This window comes from Pseudoalteromonas sp. NGC95, assembly GCF_015864705.1.
GTDB classification, from domain to species: Bacteria; Pseudomonadota; Gammaproteobacteria; order Enterobacterales; family Alteromonadaceae; genus Pseudoalteromonas; species Pseudoalteromonas arctica.
On record NZ_JADYWR010000018.1, the window covers coordinates 63,555 to 84,399 of the forward strand.

Consider the following 20,845-nt stretch of genomic DNA (forward strand, 5'->3'; position numbering starts at 1 on the left):
CAAAAATAAGGATAGAAGATGAGTTTAAAAAAATTCGCGGTAGCAAAAGCAAGGGCACTACCAGTAATCATTTTAGCTGACACCAGTGGCAGTATGTCGGTAGACGGAAAGATCGCTGCGCTTAATGAAGCCGTTCAGAGCATGGTTTCTACATTTAGACAAGAATCAGCACGACAAGCCGAAATTCAAGTGGGCTTAATTACCTTTGGTGGTGATAAGGCTGAAATGCATCTACCACTTGCTAAAGCATCAGAAATAGAAGCTATGCAGCCATTAGAAGCTATTGGCCGCACACCAATGGGTCATGCGTTTGAATTAGCAACCGAGGTGCTTGAAAATAAAGAACTGATCACATCTCGCGACTATCGCCCCGTATTAATTCTGCTTTCTGACGGTATTCCAACTGACGCTTGGCAGGCAGGTTTAGAACGTTTAACAACAAGTGAACGCGGTCAAAAAGCCAGTCGTTTTGCAATGGCAATAGGAGCTGAAGCTAATATCGATGTTCTTGAGGCATTTAACAATGACTTAGAAGCGCCAGTATTTAAAGCCAATGAAGCCAGAGATATTCATCGTTTCTTTAGGGCTGTCACCATGAGCGTAACAGCACGCTCTCAGAGTAGAACCCCTAACGAACTTGCACCGATTAACTTTGATGAGTTAGAGAATGATGACGACGATTTAGGCTTAGATTTAGAAGGCAAATGGTAAATATTCGTCACCTAAGTGTTTCTGTCATAGGGCCTGGTCATTTATTAAATAGTCAGCCCAATCAAGATTCAGTACTAGTAAAAAGGGTGCCAAGTGGTTGGCTCGCTGTTGTTTGTGATGGCATGGGGTCTAAGCCTCATTCAGGTTTGGGATCAAAACAAGCATGTCGAGCTGCCTTTGACGTGATTAAGAAGGTTGATTTCAGCATTGAAAGTAAAGCGTTTATCAAGCGAGTTTATCAAAAGTGGTTGAACTCGCTTGGCGATATTAAAGCCAGCGATGCAGTGACAACGTGTTTGATTGTTTGGGTTTCTGATAGCGGAGAACTAAGAACGTTTCAGTTAGGTGACGGTTTAATTTTAACATCGCAACAGACAATAGAGCATTCGAATACAAATGATTTTGGCAACATCACTACTGGCTTAGGTAAATCTAAACAGTTTTCAGACTGGCAGGTAACGCAGCAGCAATTGAGTGTTGGTGATGTGATTGCGCTTATGACCGACGGCATTAGTGAAGATCTGCACCAAGGCATGGAGCTGGACTTTGCAAATTCGATTGTTGAAAGCACTAAGGGCAAGAGTATTAGACAAGCTAAGGCTTGGTTAAAAAACGAATTTAGGAATTGGGGTACACCGAATCACACGGATGATAAAACCCTCGCCCTATTGGTTTTGAATTCAAGGGTTATAAAAAATGACAACTGAACAAACAAGAAAGCGCATGGTTACCGATACCTTTGGTCAAGAGTTCGAGTTAGTAAAAAAGATTGGACAAGGTGGTCAGGGAGCTGTTTGTACAACTCAGGTTGATAACGTGCTGGTTAAAATGAGCACGCAGCGAGATAAAGATAAAAAAAGAAATTGGCTTGAGCATGTTCATTGGTTAATGAGGCAACCTTTAGAGCAATTAAACATTGCTAAGCCATTCTCGCGCATTGCCATGAAAGGGAATAACTTTGGTTATGCAATGGAGCTGATGGATGGATTAATTCCTCTAGAATCGCTAATGAATGAAACTGAAGAGTTAATTGCAGCGGAGGGTTCACCAGAGCATTACTTATTAACAGGTGGCTTAAAACGTCGAATGACTATTTTGGCAAAGCTTGCCAGAACACTGTCAGATCTTCATGCAAGAGGTTTAGCATACGGAGACCTATCTCCGGCTAATATTTTTGTTTCAGAAAACCCTGATTACTCTGAAGTGTGGTTGATAGACTGTGACAACATTTGTGTCAATCAACGAGAAAGTTTTGACTCTTTGGTTGATGAAGGCAAGCCTAGCCGCATTTTTAGCCCAGGTTTTGGTGCACCAGAAGTTGTTAATGGCGACAGCTTTGTTTCCTCGCTAACGGATGCATGGAGCTTTGCAATCGTCGCAATGAAGCTATTAACAACTAACCATCCATTTATTGGTGAAGCTGTTGAAAATGGTACACCTGAAGACGAAGAGCGAGCATTTGCGGGTGAGTTACCTTGGATATACCACCCAACTGATCATGCAAATGCGCTAGATGAAGATTACCCCAAAGGCATTCCATTAGAGCTGGTTGCGCTAAAGCCTCTTTCTAATTTATTTGAGCAATGCTTTAACGCGGGTAAAAACGATCCGCTAGCCAGACCGAATTTAAGTGAATGGGCGGAAGTCTTTGAACAGCTGGCGCATATGCTAGTAAAGTGCCAAAACAACGAATGTAATGCTTCTTTTAATTTCTTGGTGAGTGACGGCCATTTAGAGTGTCCTTTCTGTGGCTCCTCAATGAACAACAGCCAGGTCTTGTATATTCGTAATAACCTCCAAGATTTATCAATTCTAGAGCTACCGAACACAACGATTTACGACACATACGTTGATACGGGGTATCACCAAACGCTTAATATTGGCGAAACCATTGTACTCAAAAACTCTTGCCCTGGTTCTATGTACTGGTCTGAATCACAAGAGCTACTGTCGATACGCTTTACCAAAGAGGGTTTAGAGATTACGCCAATAGGTGCTAAATCTTTTGAGATGGGGATGGGTAAAAACAAACTTCAAACCTTCAACTCGAAAACACCAATATCGGCTTCGACAAGAGCTAATCAATGGCTACTTATTAAGCCAATCGTCGAGGCCCCTGAGCCGCAAATAGTTAACCTGTTCAGGTTGAGGTGGTAAGCTGATGAATGCACAAGATCTAAAGCATTTGACTCAAGAAAAGATCATTGAAGTTGCTATAGAGGAGGGGGCTATTTCTGCCCTCGACTGTGAACAAGATATCTCTTTTCACATTATTCACAACGAACTGTTTATTAAACAAAATGATCTTTTGGCACCGGTTACTAACGCTGAAGTATTTGATAGCTATGGTGACATTGAGCACTTTATTTGGATACCGATTTCTAAACAAGAAAATAAGGTGCTTATTCAAGCAATCCCCTGTTTACCAAATAATTTAGATTTTCACGATCTACAAGTTTCTGTAGATGAAAACACTATTGAGCAAGTTGCTAAACTCGCAAAGCTAAAATACAAAGACATTGATAGCGTTACAGAGTGGCTAAGAAGCGAGTTTTTACTCCAAGTTAATAACCAATCGAAAGTGTTAACTGCGATCAGTAGTGCAAGCATTGCTGAGAAGAGAGGGTTAACGATTGTAGGTAAAACTAGCTTGCTTGAAGTGCAATATACTCCAGAGCAAAGGATGTGGGCGAAATCGATTAAGAAATTGCGCCGAAAGGTTAAGTTCGATCTAAGTTCGATAGATAGTGAATTATCGTTTGTTGACTATACCGCAGTTGCTCGAATCAATGATCCATTGATTAAGCAAAAACTGGAGGAGTTAAATCGAGACAACTCAACATACATAAACTTATGGAATCAATATAACCAAAAAGTTAAAGAAAAAGCGGTAGAGCTAGCCAATAACGCAGGCTTTGTTCGATATATCAAAATCGATAAAGAAGACTCAGTTGATGGTGTGAAGTGGAATTTTTACTTTCAAGAAAAAGATATTGAAAAAGTTAAACAGCTTGCCTCTATTTTAAGAGAAGAGCCTAACCATACGTTAGAGATAAACAAGCGATTGCCTAGCTGGTTAGAGAATAATATTGGTGATATAGGGCTGGAAAAGGATGAAAATGTAGAGAGTATTGCTGCTCAATTTTCGGGGCACACTAATCAGTACATAACACTCAACTTAAACTCTTACGGAAAGCCTGAAGAAAAAGGAGTTATTTATTTGTCGATTAGTGGCTCAATTGTGCAGATGCAACGACGGGAGCAAGCAAGAGATTCTATTACAGGCTTTTTGAATCCAATGAAAGACCTACGTCTGTTAATTGAAGATCAAGACTTTAGTATTTCTAGGCAAAAACAAGCCAAAAACAAATTGAAGCCGTTAACCGCTGCTGCGAGAAGATCATTTAAAGGTAAGCCAACTGAAAAACAAATAGAAGCTTTAGATGTCGCTTTAAATACACCCGATATAGCACTAATTCTTGGCCCACCAGGTACAGGTAAAACCCAAGTTATTAGTGCTCTTCAAAATAGATTGGCAGAAGAACATAAGAGTAATTTAACGGGGCAAATATTACTAACCAGCTATCAAAATGATGCGGTGGATAATGTCATCGCTAGATCCGAGGCGTTTGGTATTCCGGCTATTAGAGCCGATGACAATACTCGTGCTCCGTATTTATTGGAGCAGTGGAGCCAGAAACAAACAAGTAATTTAACTGAAGTTGCGAATGAGTTAGCTCAAAATGACGGCAGTTATAAAATTATCAAAAACATTCGAAAGGATATAGCCACGATTTTAGCTTCTCGTGTAGATAAAAAACAAAAACACGAGCGGATAAAAAGTCTTCTTGAGGATATTGATAACCTTAGAATAAACCACGGTTTTGATATTCCTCAGTCCTTAAAAGCAAAACTTGAGCAACAGTTTGACACTCAAGTCGATGAAAAAAAGGCAACTTCTAGCCCCCTGTTACTAAGCCAAGTGAGAGGGTTACGAACGACTGAAAGATCGTATGACGATGATGGTTATGAACAGTCATTCAAATGTCTAACGGCTTTACGTAGAACGGGGCGTTATGAAGAAAAAGTAGAAGTTCTCGAGGAAATTATCGAAAAGCTGACTCTCAGTGCTGAGGACTTTGAAAAACTCAGAGAAATAAAAAATAAGTTACTCGATAATTTAATACCCGATTACCGACCTAAATCGTTACAAGTTGAGCTTTCAAAAGATGAAATATCAACGCTCCATCAATTGAATGAGGTTATCTCTAAGCATGCAATGAATTGTGCAGCAGGAATACCTGATGTTATTGAAGAGTATTTAGACATAATTAAGTATCAACCTAATTACCTTGCAAAAAGTGTAAGAGACTACACAACGTCAATTGGTGCATCGTGTCAACGCTCTGCGGGTCAGCAGGTTGTAAAGTATAAAGAGCAAATAAACGCTTCTTTGGATGAAGTTGGTGGAGACGTTACCTTCGATACGGTCATCGTGGATGAAGCTGCCAGAGCAAACCCGCTTGATTTATTTATTCCTATGGCGCTGGCAACGAAGCGAATCGTTCTGGTTGGAGATCACTTCCAGCTACCTCAAATGTTAGAACCCGATATTGAAAAGGAAATGATTGAAGCTGGTGACTTGCAACAAGAAACAGCTAAAGCAATCAAAATGAGTCTTTTTGAGCGATTATACAAGCAATTAAAAGCTCGCCAAGCCAAAGACGGAATTCAGCGAACTGTGATGCTGGATACCCAGTTTAGGATGCATCCAGATATCGGCGGGTTTGTTAGTCGTTCGTTTTATGAAGCTGAAGGAGAGCCAAAACTTGAAGCAGGCTTAAGCGAAGATGATTTCGATCTCGGCATTGCTAAGTATAAAGGTAAAGTAGCCGAGTGGATTGACCTGCCATTACTGTCTGGCAAAGAACAGCGTTCAGGGACTAGTTGGCAACGCGATTGTGAAGCACAAAAAGTTGTTAGTGAAGTGCAAGAGCTGTTTGCAGAGAATCCTAATTTAAGTGTGGGTGTCATTACCTTCTTTGCCGCACAGCGAGAGTTAATTTTAAATAAGCTTGCCCAAGTAGGTATTTGCCAAAAATCAAAAGACGGTTGGGAGTATCTACCTGGCTTTAAAACCACTGAAGAAGGAGAAGAAAAAATTCGAGTTGGCTCTGTTGATGCTTTTCAGGGGAAAGAGTTTGATGTGGTGATTCTATCAACGGTTCGCTCAAATGATTTTTCGGCATCAGATGAGAATGCATACCGAAAAAAATATGGCTTCATTCGTACACCAAACCGTTTAAACGTTGCGTTTAGTCGAGCGAAGAGCTTGATTAAAGTTGTTGGTGATAAAGCGATGTTTTCTGGTGAGTCAGCCGAAAAAGCTATTCCACAAGTATGGGCATTTATTCACGAACTCTGTGAGGTCAAGTCATGATTACACATAGAGATATTCAAGATGTTTGCTACTTAAAAAGTAGGCAAACTAAAAAAACGCATTACGAAAGTCAAAAAGATATTTTTTGGCCGTTTTATTTATGGCGTGTTGCTGCACCTAAAAGTAAGCCGAGTTTGAATGTTTTTCAGATGCTGGTGCTAAAGCTTATATTAGCTGGGTGTCGTGACAACGAAAAACTGTGTCGATATAGCAATTTAGATAAAGAGCTTATCAGACACATATTAGCTGAGTTAACTAATGAAGATTACCTTGATGGTTGGAGTCATACAGACAAGGCCAATAAGCTACTTTTAGGTGTAGAAGAGTCTACAAACGAGAAAACAAGCTATTACATACTTCAAGATGCGACAACGGGAAAGTTGATGCCGAGAGTACTTTCGACATTACCGCATATAGAAGGTATGGATTTTAATGAGCGTTTTCCTCAATTTGTTCGAAGTAAAGGCTCAGGGAAGCTAGTAAAGCCTTTGTTAATAAATAATACTGTTAAGCCAGAAGCGCCAACGCCAGACCAAATGAACACCAGCTTAAGAGCCTATCGCAGAGTTTTGAACCAGTTGAAGCAAGCTGACTTTTATATATCTGACGATGCGCTAGAAGTAACCTACTCAATTGAGTTTATTGAGCCTGAACCCATCGCAGCGTTTACCCACGCTAAGTTATTTTCAACAATTTCTGGTGAGCGTTCGTGGTATTTATCTGATCCAACTGGGTTAACGGAAACTCTTCCAGAGCTAAATGATGTTGCAGAACAGTTGTTGGAATCAAATAGGCACTTTGCTTCTAGAGTTAATGAGGTAATGGGTATCGCTGAAGATGAACATACGCTCAATTACAAGCAACAAGAAAAACTATTTGAAGAACAAGCAAAAGTAGAATTGTTATCTAATTATCCCTGGGTTCAAGAATATGCACTGATAGAAAAGCATGTCTTAGCAACACTGCGATTTAAAAACCAGGCTGAACAATTTCAAACACCTAGACCAGAGATCTTGGAAGGGTTGTTGAGCGAGTTGCAAAAAATCATCGAAGCTTGGTTAAAAACCTTAATGAAGCCTAATGCAGCCAATAATAACTGGGAAGTTTTAGTAATGCGGTGGAACGGTAATAGACCTGTTTTTCAACATGACAAAAGACTTATTGAGCAAATTTACTCAGGTGTTAGCGGCGTTAGTGTCTATACCGCGAAAAGGTTAGCAACCGTCAGAGGGGGCAATGTTCAGTCAGCAATGACAAGAGGTAATCAATCATTAAAGCCTATGCTAGCCGCGATGTTGTTAACGTTTCCAAAAGTTGTGGAGCAATTATCAATGCAACTGCCTAACTGGTTAGATGAGGCAATAAGGCTTGCTGAAGACAGAAACAATAAAGCGAGCCATGCCAGTGGCGAAGTTTTAACAAAAGAAGAGGTTATAAATCACCTCAATTCAGTAGATGAATTATTAAAAGTTTTAGAAAGAATATTAGGAAGTAAATAATGGCAAAACGAAGCAAAGCACGAAAGCAGTCTGTAGCGACAAATGTAACAAATACATCAAATTCAGCAGTGGATAAAATAGGTAGTGCATTAGCTGCTGTAGACAACCTAACAGAAAGTGATGACGGTTCAATTTTTGGCGCTTTGGCTGAAAAGCTCAAGCTAGCAAAAACGTCACATGATGCAGCGAGTGAAGAGCAAAAAAAAGAAGCATCAGAATCTTACGGCAATGATATTCAAGATTTGGTTGGTGAACTTAAAAAGCTAGTAGAGCAAAGCAAGAAGATTGAAGCGGATAATAAACAGAGTTTATCAAGATCAAAGCAATTAGAAGAGTCGGTAGAAGAACTTAAAAAGAAAATCGAGTTAGAGAAAAAAGAATTAGATAAGCAATCTAAAGAGCTATTAGCGAACAAAAAGAAGAATGTAGAAGATACGGCTGAAATTGCCAACAAGCTCGAAGAGCTAAAAGAGCAAGAACTTGATGCTGAAAGTGGTTTTGCAGCAAAACATATGAAAATGCTTGAATCGTTTGAAGAGAAGCAAAATAAGCTCACAGAATCATTGGAACAAAAAAAGTTAAACCTTGAAAAAGAAGTTGATGAGCTAACTAAAGCCAAACAATCGTTGAATGAAGCGGAAAAAGCCTTGCTTGAAGAAAAGTTACAAGAGTTATCTTATAAAGAATTGGCTTTAGACGAAAAAGAGTTCCAATTAAACCAAGAAAAAACACTAATTGAGAGAAAGCGTAAGCAAGCACAATTAACTAATGAAGAAGCGAGTAGTTATAAAGCTTCACTAAAAGGTGAAATCGAACAAGAATTTACTTATCAAATATCTTCACTGGAAAATCAGAAAGAAAACCTTGAAAAGCAAATTGCTCAATATGACCTGGGTGAAAAGCAGTTACTTGCAAAGTTGAGTTCATTTAAAGATATAGAGAGACAATTTGGTGACGATACTCCGCAAGAGATTTTGGAACAACTTAATCATTACAAACAAACTGTAAATAAGCTTCGCTTAGAGTTAGATGAGAAGCCTAGTGAACAGCTTGAGCAAAATTACAAAGAGCTTAAAAAAATCTACGAAGCATTAGAGCAAGAATACAACAATGCTCATGCAGAGCTACAGCAAAATAAAGTGCAGCTTACGAAAAGTAGAATGTCAGTTATAGAGTTAGAGCAAGTTCAAAAGCAGAAGCAGACTTTAGAAAAACACAATCAATTGTTAAAAGCAGCAGTTGATCAACTGAGTACCGATGTTGATGATCTAGTTAATAAGCAACAAGCTAAAACCGCATTCCCAGCTTTATTAGAGCTTGATAGCAAACTAAGAGCAAAAGGGATAACTGAGACTGTTCCTTCATTAACAGACTTTGCTAAAGATCTTCAACATCGTATTGCTTGGGACGCTGATGAACAGAAAGAATTGTACTATCGTCTTGAAGATATTTGGCTATTCATTGCTGGCCTTTCTATGAGCCGTTTACATATCCTACAAGGGATTAGCGGCACCGGTAAAACAAGCTTAGCAAAAGCATTTGCAAGAGCTGTTGGTGGAGGTGTGAAAACCATATCTGTTCAAGCTGGTTGGCGTGATAAAGGAGATTTAATCGGTCATTTTAATGCGTTCGAGAAGAAGTTTTACGAACAAGAAACTTTGCAAGCTTTATATGAAGCACAATCTCCGGCATACAGTGATCGCCCATACATCGTTTTACTGGATGAAATGAACCTTTCAAGACCAGAACAATATTTTGCAGAGTTTTTATCAGCTTTAGAGTTAGATCCGAAAGACCGTATTATTACGTTAATGACAACAGGACAGCCTAATGGGCCAGAAAAGTTAATTGATGGGAGAAAAATTAAAATACCTGAAAACCTCTGGTTTATTGGCACAGCTAACCATGATGAAACAACCTTTGAGTTCGCTGATAAAACTTATGACCGTGCCCATGTAATGGAGCTACCAAGGCATAAGAATACGTTTGAAATCAACAAAGATCTTGAGCTAGTTACTTACAGTTTTGATTCACTAGAGGCAGCCTTTGAAGCGGCAGCTAACAAACATAGCTCTAAAGTCACTAAGCTTATAAAAGAACTAGATAGTTCTGAGCTGTCAATGATATTAGAGGAAGAATTCAATGTTAGTTGGGGTAATCGACTAGAGCGGCATTTTGTTAGATTTATACCTGTCATGCTTGAGTGTGGTAGTGATTTGGGGTTCGCCTTAGATCATATGTTATCAACTAAGGTGTTAAGAGCTGGTAAGGCGACTGGCCGTTATGACACTGAGCATGAAGATATTTTAAGCCTTATTGATGCATTAAACGACTTTTGGCGTACTCAAGGTTTTAATTCTAAACCTGAAGCGAGCTTGAAACTCTTAAATAATGAATTGAAGAAAAAGAGTAGTCTTTGATGGTTACTTGGTATGACAGATTTAACGGGAAGTTAGTAAAACAGCTTCCTGAAAATATTACGTCTGGAAGATATGCGGCTCAGGAGTCGTGCATTTTTAATGGATATTCAAATATCCGCCCAGATGATTTTCTTATTAGTGATGGAACTGAAAAGTTTCATATTAGCTCTCAGGTAGGCTCATTTATTCATAATGAAAAGACGGAAAAGTTTGAGACTGAATTAGAAATTATCGAAAGTGCAATACTCGCATACCAAGAAGCGGTTGACTTGGGGAGAGATAGCTCTTTTCTTATACCAGATAAATTACTTGCTCGCTTTGAATTAACTAAATTTGAGGAATTACTAGTTGATGTCCTAAAAAAAGGGCATCTCCAAGAAATTGCCAGACGGCCTAGAATGGAGTTAATTTATGAAGAGCACCTTGTTCCTGTATCCAGAGCTAAAAAAGTAGCTAGTTCTGCCAATGCTCACCTGGCTTCACATTCAGAGTGTTGGCAAACCAGAACACTAACAGGAGTAATCCCTAAACAAATTCTCGCTTTGGAAAGTGAAGATCAGCTCAACATTTATGAAAACCGAGTGTATGTGAAACTACTGGGTAATATTGAGCAATATTTAGTTAAGCGCATATTGGAAGTTAAGAGGTTAGAAGAAATATTTCAGCAAGCTGTGAGCTTTCAAAATGCGGAAGGTATTTATTTTGAGTTGAGAGACAGTATATTTACCTTGTGGGGAGAAGGTTTTTTCGATGATGAACAGGCTGATGATGCCGCAGTACACGGTATAGCAACACTTGAACTTCTAACCAAAATGTTAAAAAAAGTGAGAATATTACAACATTCTGGCTTGTATCTTTCTTTGGCCAACAAGATTCATGTATCACTTAAATTAAATATGACAAACGTTTTGTCACATGACCAGCATTATCGTCATGTAGCAAGGTTATGGAACAGTTGGTTGGATACTAAGCAATCTAATAACCTCGACCCCAAGCAAATTTTTCAACGAAATAAGAAGCTTTCAGCTGCATATTCGCAGTATTGTTGTGACTTAGTGAAACGAACGCTGCATGAACTTGGTTTTAATGAATTGACACCAAATTACTTTAAAAGAAATGGAAACCAGACCATCTACCTTGAGGTAACAGCTGCCTCTGAAATTGTGTTAAAAGCATCTAAACAAAGTTTGTGCTTTGTTCCATGCTTCACCAACAATATTGACTTATCAAACACCGTGGCGATAGAAAACAACCAAAGGGTATTGCTTTCTTTAGGTGATGTTGCAGAAATGAGTGAATATCATCTTTGTACTTCGCCAATTAATTTTTATTCATTAGAACAGCTAGCTATATTGATTTCGAAGTGGTTAACCAGCCAAGTATTCCAAGCTCTTGGAAGCACTGTATCTAAAGCTCCATCAGCACTCGTGCAAATGTTAATTAGAATGAATGCAGATGGCTATTGGAAGGTTGAAAATAATAGCGTCACCATAATAAAGCCATGTCTAGCTATTAAACCTAAACTATTAGAATTTAAGAAGGAACACAGTAGAGATGTTTCATTAGATCAAGCAGTTGGTGCTATTGTTGAGGCTACCGAAAGTTTCGAAGAGCTATTGTATTGCCCTTGTTGCGGTGTAAAAGCTGATGCAAACCAATGGCTCCCTAGAGATGACAACTGCTTTGCTATTAGAAAGTCTGGATGTAACCACAAGTGGGAAGTTAATCGTCAACCAGATGGGACTAGTGTATTAGTGATAAAACCAGCTAAATTATCAGAGCCTGATTTCCCATATAAGTTTGAAGATTATGGTCGATACCTAATGCAGATTAAATTATGATAATTCAATAGATATGATTTTGACTTTGAAAATTTCCAAATAAGAAATCATGTGTTTAGTTAGCTGGAAATAAATATAGCCGCTCTTGTGAATAAAGCACTTATCTTTACTTACACATTTAATTATTGGCAAGGTGGTAGGTAATCAAAATTCTACTTTGCCAAAAATATTAGATGTAGTTGTAAATGTTTCGTAAGGCTTTTGCGGGGAATGTTAATTCAACGCTATAACTTAATTCTGGATTGTATTCCGCTGGCGCCACAGCGTACTTCAGTTTACGACTTGAGAGTCAAGCTTGTAGATCGCGGCTTTGAGATTTCAACCCGCATACTCCAGCGCGATCTTCAATCACTCGACCATTACAGTAGCTATATGTAAGCGCTACTCTAATATTTGCAAAGGGCGGCTCTTTTTAAGCTTTTGGGTTTGCTGAACTATATTACCCCAGATAGTGGAATAAGCACTTATTGTGCTTTTGACTTTGGCGATGAATTTATTTGAATTATCTAATTTTAAAAATGATTTTTTAGTCGTTTTGATTTTTAACTTAGCCTGTATTTTTACTTCTTTGAGTACTTCCTTCTCAAATAGGGAAAAGTTTTTATAAAGTGCCTTAATATCAGTGTTATATATTTTATTCGAGTGGTCATAATGTTTACTCATCGGATCGTGATCTGAAACAGAGTGATGAAGCATTTTTTTAGACTCAATTTCAGCAATTGTTGATGACCCAATTTTTTTAGTTAGCACTTCTTTCATATGCGATTTTAAGAAGCTGCGAAGTAAAGTTGGAAATGCTCCGGCTGAGCCTTTTATATTTATGTTATCTCGCGAGGCCACCACCATGTCTTTTGGCGCATGATATTTAAGAGTTCGGTTTAAACTCTCTTTACTAATGGGTTTTGAGTCGTCTTTAACCTTGCAAAATAAGTAGGTGCGGTTTATGTCTGGGTTTAATTTTAACTCTTGTTGTATTGCTTTTTTCATCTCGGGTGTGAGTTGTATTTTAAACTCTTTTTGGTTTTTCATAGCACCGCGAGTGGTATGGGTTGTTTCAGGAAACGTTAAAAATTTAGGATTATTTAAATCATCTATATACGACAGACGCAGATTACAAATATTTATGGGCCTTAGCCCAGTAAACATCATCAGTAGTACGGCATTTATTAATGTATTATTTTTAGCCGCTTTTAGGCCTATGTATAGCTGAGAAATTAGAGATATATCAGTATATGCCTTACAAGGAATAGGCTTCGCCGTTCGAGAAGATATATAATTATTGTCTATCTCTAGGAATGGATTAGTGCCGTTATTATATTTATTTTTTGCGAACACCCACAGCTTTTTCATCTGCTCGAATAACTTAGCCACATGCGGACCACTTTTCTCTGTTAGCAGTTGGTCAAGCGTTGCTTCTATTATCTTAGGCGTAATAGTTTGAAATAACGTATTTTTACCAAAGGCATTTTGAATTGCATTAAGGTAAGAGGTGTATGTTGTTACTGTGGTTTCAGCTAACTTGCTAGGGCTATGTTTATTAATTGCCTGTAAGTTTTCTATTTGTTTACTCACTACAAATTCGAATGTGTAATTAGAGGTGTTCTTTTTGTATATTTCGGCCGCTTTTAATTTTGCTGCTGAAAAACTCATATTATTAGAATCACCAATCTTTGTGTTTTTTATGCCATGTTCTTTTTTTAAATGAGTAAAAAATTTAATAATGCCATCATGCTGGAATACAATTCTTATTTGATCTTTGAGCTGGTACTTTGAAAGCCTTCTACCTTTGTCCTGCGCTAATATAATAGTCGCAAGGCTTGCTAGCTCTTCCATTGACTCGTCATTATACGGTGGCCTAAATGCATTAAATTCAGCCATGTAAAGGTCACGACTTTTAATCGTGACCTCACATGGTTTTATTGAATTTAATACTGATGTTGCCATTAATATATAAGCCTTAAAAAGTTAAAATCATCAAATAACTGATGAGGTATCGCTCTAATAAGGCAATGATATGAATTTAATTTTTTTTACAAAAACTTTGGTAAGTCGAAATTAAACTTTTTTTAATTATTTTTTGCTTTAGCTTCTTGGTCAGTTAAATACCTCTCAACAACAGCTCTTCCTTCTTCGGTTAAGATCAAATCTTTTGCTACTCTGCCCGTATCACCAAGAGGCTGATTAATGAAGTTTACATAACCTCGTTTATAAACTAGATGATCTTTAATCCTATCTCTAAGGGCTTTCTTTTGGTTGTTTTCTTTAAGGTTTTTAGCTTGTTTACTTTGCATACCTGTAAGTCTGAGTTGTTGGCTTTCGAGTTCTTTCGCTCTTTTTAAAATACTGGCTTCATGAATTTTGAATACATTAAATTTTAGCTTTGTTGAAGTGCCAAATAGCTCTTCAGATTTATCATAATTCAAGCCGTTTGGATCGTCCTCTTTTCTGAGGTGATGAAGCGCGAGTCTGGTGAGTTCTTCTGCGTGCTTAAAATGATAGCCGTTGGCAACCATAATCGCTTTTGCGTTGGATTTAAAAAAGCTTCGGCACATTGTGCAAAATGCACCTGCAGATCCTTTCATTACAATATTTCTTTTATCTCCTTTTACTGCATCAACAGGTGAATAATCTTTAATGATCTTATCCAGCGACCTTTTAGCAAATGGTTTGTTAAGATCGCGAGGCTGAAGAAATATATGATCAGGGTTACAGTTGGGTAATGCATTTTCCATCCAGGCTCTCTGCTCTAAAATAATGGCGCGCATGGCCTTGGTTAATGGCAGCTTATATTCTTTTTGGTTTTTCATTTCTCCACGAACCCCAACAACAGATGCCGGAAAGGTAATTAAGGTTGGAAAGTCGATACTATTGAGCCACTCCCACTTCATTTGTGGAATATTAATAGGGCGTATGCCTGTCAAAATCATAAATCGCGCAGCATTTTTTTGATGTACATTTGGGGCCGATGCGAGGTTTATCCATAATTCAGCTATCGAATCTAAGTCTGTATAAACTTGGCAAGGACGGGGGCTTTCTACACGGTCAGATACGTAAAAATCATCGATATCAGCAGCTGGGTTTTTACCTGAGTTAAATTTGTTTTTAGCAAATCGCCATACTCTTCTAATTTGTGCAAACAGCTCGATTGCTTGGTTATTGGACTCTGCTTTGATAATTATATCAACAATCTTTTCTAACTCTCCAGCTGTAAGAGATTGGAACGCTCTCTTAAGCGGAAAGTGATGCCTAAGCTTTTTTATTCTGCATTGATATGTTCTGAGCGATGAAGCTGCAAATTTGGTAGGTGCGGTATTATGGCGCTCTATTAAGCTTTGTTCATATTCATCAAACACAGTTTTAATATTATGATTATTTAAAACGCCATATTTCATTTGTTCAGTGAGCTTACGCGCTTTTGCTATTGTTAATTCAGGTGCTTCACCTAACTTGGTATTCGCTATACCAGATGATTTTGGGAAGTTAGAGTAGAAAATAGCGGTGCCAGACTTGGTGAAAATTAGTCGAATATGGTGTTGTGCTTCGTATTTCGATAATCTTTTAGTCCGACTAGGTCTAAGGCCTTGTTTATCTGCACTTTTTTCTTCAAAAAATATGATATTTTGAGCCAGCGTAGCACACCGATTTATGTGCTGCATAGAAAATGGAGGTTTGAGCTGGTTCCATTCTAGTTTAGCTTTCGTGTATTGAACTTTGGTAAGCGTTGATAAAGAGTGCTTCACTTTGTAATAACCTATATAAATAAAGGCCTTGCGGCGATTTTTATTGATTGAGATCAACAAAGCAACAGAGAAAAATAGGCATAATTCGTGGCTGCAATTTACACCTAAAAATAAAATGGTGTGTTACGAATGTGTGCTACGATTTAAAGAAAAATAAAGGTTTATTATTGAACTGGACTTGTATCAAAAGTAGTCAAAAAACATTTAGTTTAACTCTATCTTTTTGTTTTATAATGATATTAATTGAAAAGGCTAAACAGTGGCTCTACTCATAAATAGTAAATGCATTAACTGCGATATGTGTGACCCAGAGTGCCCTAATGAGGCTATCTATATGGGCGCTAAAATATACCGAATAGATGCTAGTAAATGTACTGAGTGTGTAGGGCATTATGATAAACCTACTTGTGTAAGTGTTTGCCCTATTGACTGTATAAAGCCCGATCCTAATAAGCGTGAAAGTTTAGATGAGCTGGCTGATAAATTTGTGTTGTTAACTAACTTATAACTTGTTTAGGTATTTTGCTAAGCCGCTTTTTACTATTGGCTAAAAACTATCTACATTACTTATTTAGCTTGTAGCTAAAGTCCGCTGTCATGCATTTTTAGTTTCAATCAAATTTTATTACCTTCATTAATTATCAATTATATTGTGTTACCTTAAGGCTTTATAAACTCAAGTATTAATCTAAGTTTTAGATTGCATTCTATAGGAGTCTATTTTGCATATAGGTATTAACGCTATTCAGGCTGTATCTTCAAAACAAGCAATATTTATTAATGATGAGTGCCGAGTATTTGTAATTGGCGATCTTGATGGTGATTTACCTGCCTTAAAAAGCGCACTTAATAACGTAAATTTTAACCCTGAAAGAGATACTTTGTTTTGTCTAGGCGATTTTGTTGATCGCGGGGATAAAACATATGACTTATTTACATACTTACAAGCCATTAGGGCATGTATGATATTAGGTAATCATGAGCATTTAATGTTGGAATCATTATTAAGTAATGATGAAGCGGCTTTTAAATTATGGACTGACAATGGTGGCAATTGGCACAAGTCGGTATCGAGTGAAAAGCTCAATGTTATGTGCGATGAGTTACTAACTAAGCCTCTTTCAATAGTACTTGAATATCGCGGCTATAAAATTGGGTTGTCTCATACATTTGCCCAATCGTGGGATTGGGAAAATTACCCTGATGATAAATCGATGATTGTGCAATCTCTATTGTGGGATCGCGAAGTAGTTAAACAAAATAAGGTAGTTAAAAGTCATGGAGTCGACTTTTCAATACATGGACATAACTCAACTAAAGCACCTTTTTGGGTGGACAATAGTTACCATATAGATACCAACTATCACGGTGGAAAGCCGACATTACTCGAGCTTTCAGAAGTTATTGCTACGCTTGAAAAGTCATCTGCTCTTTAGGGTTTTCTACTTTTTAAATATCATTTGGCAGCTTTGCTTTTTAAAATGTAAGCTGCTGACTACTACACCTAATTATCCCCCTTTGTTTTTTCTATACACTCTATGATGATTTATGCACCGTAATTATTTTATTAAGCTATTAAATACAACAAAGCCGCTCTTAGTTTGTTAATTGAGAGCGGCTTTGATGTGTCGGCTGAGTTTTAGCTTTCATTTAATAGGTATAAATACAGTTAAAAGAGGATTCACTCGATTTTATATTGTTGGTTAACAAACGGTTAAGTTTGGCTGTGTAGAATTGGGAACAATTTTTTCCATTACGTGAATAATTTGCGTAAAAGGACTAACTTCTCGCTTTAGTTTTATGAGCAGATTTAAATGGAACAGCCTCTCACATGATAGTAGTAAGTATATACCCTTTCCCTTTTTCAACGTTTTGTAAGTCATCACTTTATGTATCAATTTTTTCTGCTTTGGGTTCTACGTGTGCTTTTGCAGCGCAAGAAAACTCGCAGCATACAAAAAATATAGAAGTTATAGAAGTACGTGGTATCCGTTCAAGTATGGCCGAAAACTTAGATGTAAAACGCATGTCTGGCTCAGTGGTTGATGCAATTACTGCGGAAGATATTGGAAAGTTCCCTGACAAAAACGTTGCTGACTCTCTTCAGCGCGTACCCGGAGTAGTAATTGAGCGTGACGGCGGAGAAGGTTCATCAGTTAGTATTCGTGGTTTATCGTCAGAACTTACTTTTACACAGCTTAATGGTAATTTTATTGCGTCTTCACCAGGGGAGCCTTCGCGTTCGTTTGATTATGCTTTATTACCATCTTCGATGATTGAAAGCGTCGAGGTTTATAAATCGCCAGAGGCACGCTTAGATGAAGGTGGGGTTGGTGGCACTGTACTAATGCACAGCCGAAAACCTTTAAATATGGATGCAAACTCAGGTGTATTTAATGTAGAGAGTACTTACGCTGATGTTACAAAAGAGTATGAGCCGCAGTTTACGGGTTTGTATTCATGGAAAAACGACAACGAAAACTTTGGTGTATTAGTTGGCTATACCTATCAGGAACGAACAAACAGGACACTTTCGGGCGGAACTGATGCAAATGTATGGCGCTATACTGGTACTGGGCAACCTACAGATATAAACGGGAACGCAGTTAATAACAATAATGGGTGGGATACTATTAATGATGCAGGTGGTAACAGTTACGATGGTGTTTGGTTTCCACAAGTTGTGCGAGGTTCCGTCCTTAACGAAAAACGTGAGCGCGAAGGAATTCAATTTAGTACGCAATGGCGACCAACAAATCGTTTAGAGCTTGGATTTAATTACTTTGGCTTTACACTCGGCCAAGACCGAACTGAGTCTGTAATTGATATACCTGAATGGTCACTCAACCCAGACTTTTTAACTGCGGTTAATCTTGACGAAACAGGCACTATTGCAACTGCTATGCAATACGATGCGATGGCAAGCGGTATTGAAAGTGATATGCAGTTTCCGTGGATGCGCGGCAGTTATGTACGTGAAGAATCCACATCCGATACCTTTGATTTTAATTTAACTTATGAAGGCGATAATTTTAAAGCGCGTTTTGTCGTGGGTAATACAAAATCAGAAGGGGGGCCGGAAGAAAGCTGGGAAGCTGCATATAAAAGTTCAAACGCGGGCGAAAACGCCACTGCTATTCAAAATGCTGCTCAAACGGCAGGCTGGTCACTAGAGCAAGATAACGTATCACTTAATATTGACCCAAATACACTCACTAACTTACAAAGTGGAATTGGAGGCGGTCGTGATGCTGGCTCTTCAAACTCAAGTTTTGTACGCAGTGAGCTTGAGGAAGATTACTACCAGGCTGATGTGGATTTTTATGTTGATTGGGGCTTTTTAAAAACAATTAGAACCGGTGTCAAATATCGTAACTCCACGCTTCATCGTGAAACTGGCAATACCTTCTTTTTAGATCCTAATTTTGATATTGCTGCGGGCGAAGCAAGCGAGCAAGGTATTACTCGTTTTGATAGCTACCAGTGGAATGGTGGAATGCCATTAGCTCAAAATGTATTTACTAGTGAGAATAATATTACTGGTGGTTTTGATATAAACCAAATGCCAAGTATCGACTGGAATAAATACCGCGATATGGTCACTGCTAATTATGTACCTTATACACGTATTGAAGATAATTTTGTGTACGATATAGAAGAAAAGATATCTGCTTTTTATATTCAAGGCGATTTTGAATTTAGTGAAGTAAGAGGTAATTTGGGCGTGCGTGTTGTGCAAACAAAAACATTTACTTCATCTACCGACTTATATACCTACCAATTAGATCACACAAATGATGAAACAGGTGAGCCAGTAACTGGTGACGCACGCTTTGTAGAAGACTATCAATTAGTCACTCAGCAAAACGAAGACACTCAAATACTACCAAGCTTTAATATAGCGTGGGATGCAACTGACGATTTAGTTATTCGTGGGGCAATAGCAAAAGTAATGTCTCGTCCTGATTACAGCGATTTAGGTGCGCAGCAGCGTATTACGTTTGTATCGGATGAATGGGCAAATGATAGAGCTGCATTTAATGAACAGCCAGGTTTTAGCGGTAGTGGTGGTAATAAAAACTTGAAGCCATTTGAATCGGTGCAAGCTGATTTATCTATTGAGTATTATTATGCAAAGGGTTCTGCGGTTGGATTGGCACTTTTTCATAAGAAAGTAGATAACTTTGTTGTGCCACTGATAATTGATGTAGAGCAAAACTTTGCCGGTAAAAATAATATAGTAGATGCAGGAACCATTAATATAGCTCCGTATAGCACTGTAGGTAATGGTACTGATGCAGTATCAAAAGGCGCGGAAGTATTTATTCAGCATGCCTTTGATAATGGTTTTGGCTTTTACGCAAATTACACCTATAACAAAACTAACAAAGCAGATGTAACTGTAAATGGTGAAGAGTTTGGTCAGTCGGCATTAATAGGCAGTGCAAAGTATCAGTACAACACCTCTGTTTATTATGAAGGTGACGCTTTTAATGTGCGCGCTTCATATAACAAACGAGGGGAGACAGTATTAGGCCTCAATAGTGGGTTAAATGTATATCAAGATCCATACGAACAGGTTGATGTTAATGCATCGGTTAATTTGTATGAAGGGCTAAGCTTAACAGCTGCTGTTATTAATTTAACTAAGTCGGAATCGGTAACGCGTTTAGGTGATGATACAGATGCACGATTACTTAACTCAAGCTATTCAGGGCGACGCTATTACGCAGGCTTTAATTATAGTTTTTAATTAACGGCATACGTAAGACTTTATTAAACGCCAACTAGAAACCGTAGTTGGCTTAGTTTAACGCACCTAATATTGTAGTTTTATGTATGCACGTAGTTTAGTTGCTCATGTGTTGGTTGTTTAATAGGCAGAAAAACCCTGTGCAGCCCTTTATTTGTATAGCTTTCATACTAAATTCATTTAATTGTCAAAAAGCTGAAATAAAACATTGACCCTCACTCGTTTATCCCTATAATGCGACCCCACTGAGACGGGAAACGCCAACGCATAGCGAAGCACGAACTACTCAGAGAGTTAAATAAAACTTCGGTTTTAAATTATCTAAAAAGAAAGTTTAAAACTAAGTGTTGACTCGAAAAATAAAGGGTGTATTATTCGCATCCCTTGAGACGCTAAAGCGACTCAAAACGTTCTTTAACAATATAAAGCAATCATCTGTGT

At 38.1% G+C, this 20,845-nt stretch carries 12 protein-coding genes; 10 read left to right on the plus strand and 2 right to left on the minus strand.

Translation table 11 applies throughout. The annotated features are described in order from the left end of the window. Positions 1–18 precede the first annotated feature (18 nt). The 7 genes from I6E70_RS15645 to I6E70_RS15675 are packed head-to-tail and all read left to right on the plus strand — an operon-like array spanning position 19 to position 11,911. The gene (locus tag I6E70_RS15645; RefSeq protein ID WP_197189101.1) at positions 19–711 is read left to right on the plus strand and encodes a vWA domain-containing protein; all 693 of its coding nucleotides are present in this window, start codon (positions 19–21) and stop codon (positions 709–711) included. Then, on the plus strand, positions 705–1,418 hold the full coding sequence (locus tag I6E70_RS15650) for a PP2C family serine/threonine-protein phosphatase (protein WP_197189102.1): 714 nt from the start codon (positions 705–707) through the stop codon (positions 1,416–1,418). Before I6E70_RS15645 ends, I6E70_RS15650 begins: the two co-directional genes overlap by 7 nt. Continuing rightward, entirely contained in the window at positions 1,408–2,868 is a 1,461-nt protein-coding gene (locus I6E70_RS15655; RefSeq protein WP_197189103.1) for a serine/threonine protein kinase, read from the plus strand. The genes I6E70_RS15650 and I6E70_RS15655 overlap by 11 nt, the downstream gene beginning before the upstream one ends. Positions 2,869–2,872: 4 nt before the next feature. Further along, the gene (locus I6E70_RS15660) at positions 2,873–6,151 is read left to right on the plus strand and encodes a DEAD/DEAH box helicase (protein ID WP_197189104.1); all 3,279 of its coding nucleotides are present in this window, start codon (positions 2,873–2,875) and stop codon (positions 6,149–6,151) included. Beyond that, positions 6,148–7,650: a hypothetical protein gene (locus I6E70_RS15665; protein WP_197189105.1), complete on the plus strand. Its 1,503-nt coding sequence runs from the start codon at positions 6,148–6,150 to the stop codon at positions 7,648–7,650. Before I6E70_RS15660 ends, I6E70_RS15665 begins: the two co-directional genes overlap by 4 nt. Next, positions 7,650–10,070 carry an AAA family ATPase gene (locus I6E70_RS15670; RefSeq protein ID WP_197189106.1) on the plus strand — a complete coding sequence of 807 codons (2,421 nt, stop codon included), beginning with the start codon at positions 7,650–7,652 and terminating at the stop codon, positions 10,068–10,070. The genes I6E70_RS15665 and I6E70_RS15670 overlap by 1 nt, the downstream gene beginning before the upstream one ends. After that, on the plus strand, positions 10,070–11,911 hold the full coding sequence (locus I6E70_RS15675; RefSeq protein ID WP_197189107.1) for a DUF2357 domain-containing protein: 1,842 nt from the start codon (positions 10,070–10,072) through the stop codon (positions 11,909–11,911). Before I6E70_RS15670 ends, I6E70_RS15675 begins: the two co-directional genes overlap by 1 nt. A 381-nt stretch (positions 11,912–12,292) precedes the next feature. Here the strand turns inward: I6E70_RS15675 and I6E70_RS15680 are convergent, their stop codons facing one another. Both I6E70_RS15680 and I6E70_RS15685 read right to left on the minus strand, forming a co-directional pair. After that, on the minus strand, positions 12,293–13,744 hold the full coding sequence (locus I6E70_RS15680) for a tyrosine-type recombinase/integrase (RefSeq protein ID WP_231620126.1): 1,452 nt from the start codon (positions 13,742–13,744) through the stop codon (positions 12,293–12,295). A gap of 233 nt (positions 13,745–13,977) precedes the next feature. Further along, a complete protein-coding gene (locus I6E70_RS15685; RefSeq protein ID WP_197189109.1) occupies positions 13,978–15,651 on the minus strand; it encodes a tyrosine-type recombinase/integrase in 1,674 nt (557 codons plus the stop codon). Positions 15,652–15,910: 259 nt separating this feature from the next. Here I6E70_RS15685 and I6E70_RS15690 point away from each other — a divergent pair, with 259 nt between their 5' ends. The 3 genes from I6E70_RS15690 (at position 15,911) to I6E70_RS15700 (ending at position 20,404) form a co-directional block, all read left to right on the plus strand. Further along, the gene (locus I6E70_RS15690) at positions 15,911–16,159 is read left to right on the plus strand and encodes a YfhL family 4Fe-4S dicluster ferredoxin (RefSeq protein ID WP_165726734.1); all 249 of its coding nucleotides are present in this window, start codon (positions 15,911–15,913) and stop codon (positions 16,157–16,159) included. A 214-nt stretch (positions 16,160–16,373) separates the two neighbouring features. Continuing rightward, on the plus strand, positions 16,374–17,087 hold the full coding sequence (locus tag I6E70_RS15695) for a metallophosphoesterase (protein ID WP_197189110.1): 714 nt from the start codon (positions 16,374–16,376) through the stop codon (positions 17,085–17,087). Positions 17,088–17,482: 395 nt separating this feature from the next. Next, positions 17,483–20,404 (plus strand): TonB-dependent receptor, encoded by a 2,922-nt coding sequence (locus I6E70_RS15700; RefSeq protein ID WP_197189111.1) that lies wholly within the window; start codon positions 17,483–17,485, stop codon positions 20,402–20,404. Positions 20,405–20,845: the final 441 nt, after the last annotated feature.

Coding starts and splice junctions, on each gene's coding strand:
- I6E70_RS15645 (WP_197189101.1), top strand. CDS start 19: ATGAGTTTAAAAAAATTCGCGGTAGCAAAAGCAAGGGCACTACCAGTA.
- I6E70_RS15650 (WP_197189102.1), top strand. CDS start 705: ATGGTAAATATTCGTCACCTAAGTGTTTCTGTCATAGGGCCTGGTCAT.
- I6E70_RS15655 (WP_197189103.1), top strand. CDS start 1,408: ATGACAACTGAACAAACAAGAAAGCGCATGGTTACCGATACCTTTGGT.
- I6E70_RS15660 (WP_197189104.1), top strand. CDS start 2,873: ATGAATGCACAAGATCTAAAGCATTTGACTCAAGAAAAGATCATTGAA.
- I6E70_RS15665 (WP_197189105.1), top strand. CDS start 6,148: ATGATTACACATAGAGATATTCAAGATGTTTGCTACTTAAAAAGTAGG.
- I6E70_RS15670 (WP_197189106.1), top strand. CDS start 7,650: ATGGCAAAACGAAGCAAAGCACGAAAGCAGTCTGTAGCGACAAATGTA.
- I6E70_RS15675 (WP_197189107.1), top strand. CDS start 10,070: ATGGTTACTTGGTATGACAGATTTAACGGGAAGTTAGTAAAACAGCTT.
- I6E70_RS15680 (WP_231620126.1), bottom strand. CDS start 13,744: ATGGAAGAGCTAGCAAGCCTTGCGACTATTATATTAGCGCAGGACAAA.
- I6E70_RS15700 (WP_197189111.1), top strand. CDS start 17,483: ATGATAGTAGTAAGTATATACCCTTTCCCTTTTTCAACGTTTTGTAAG.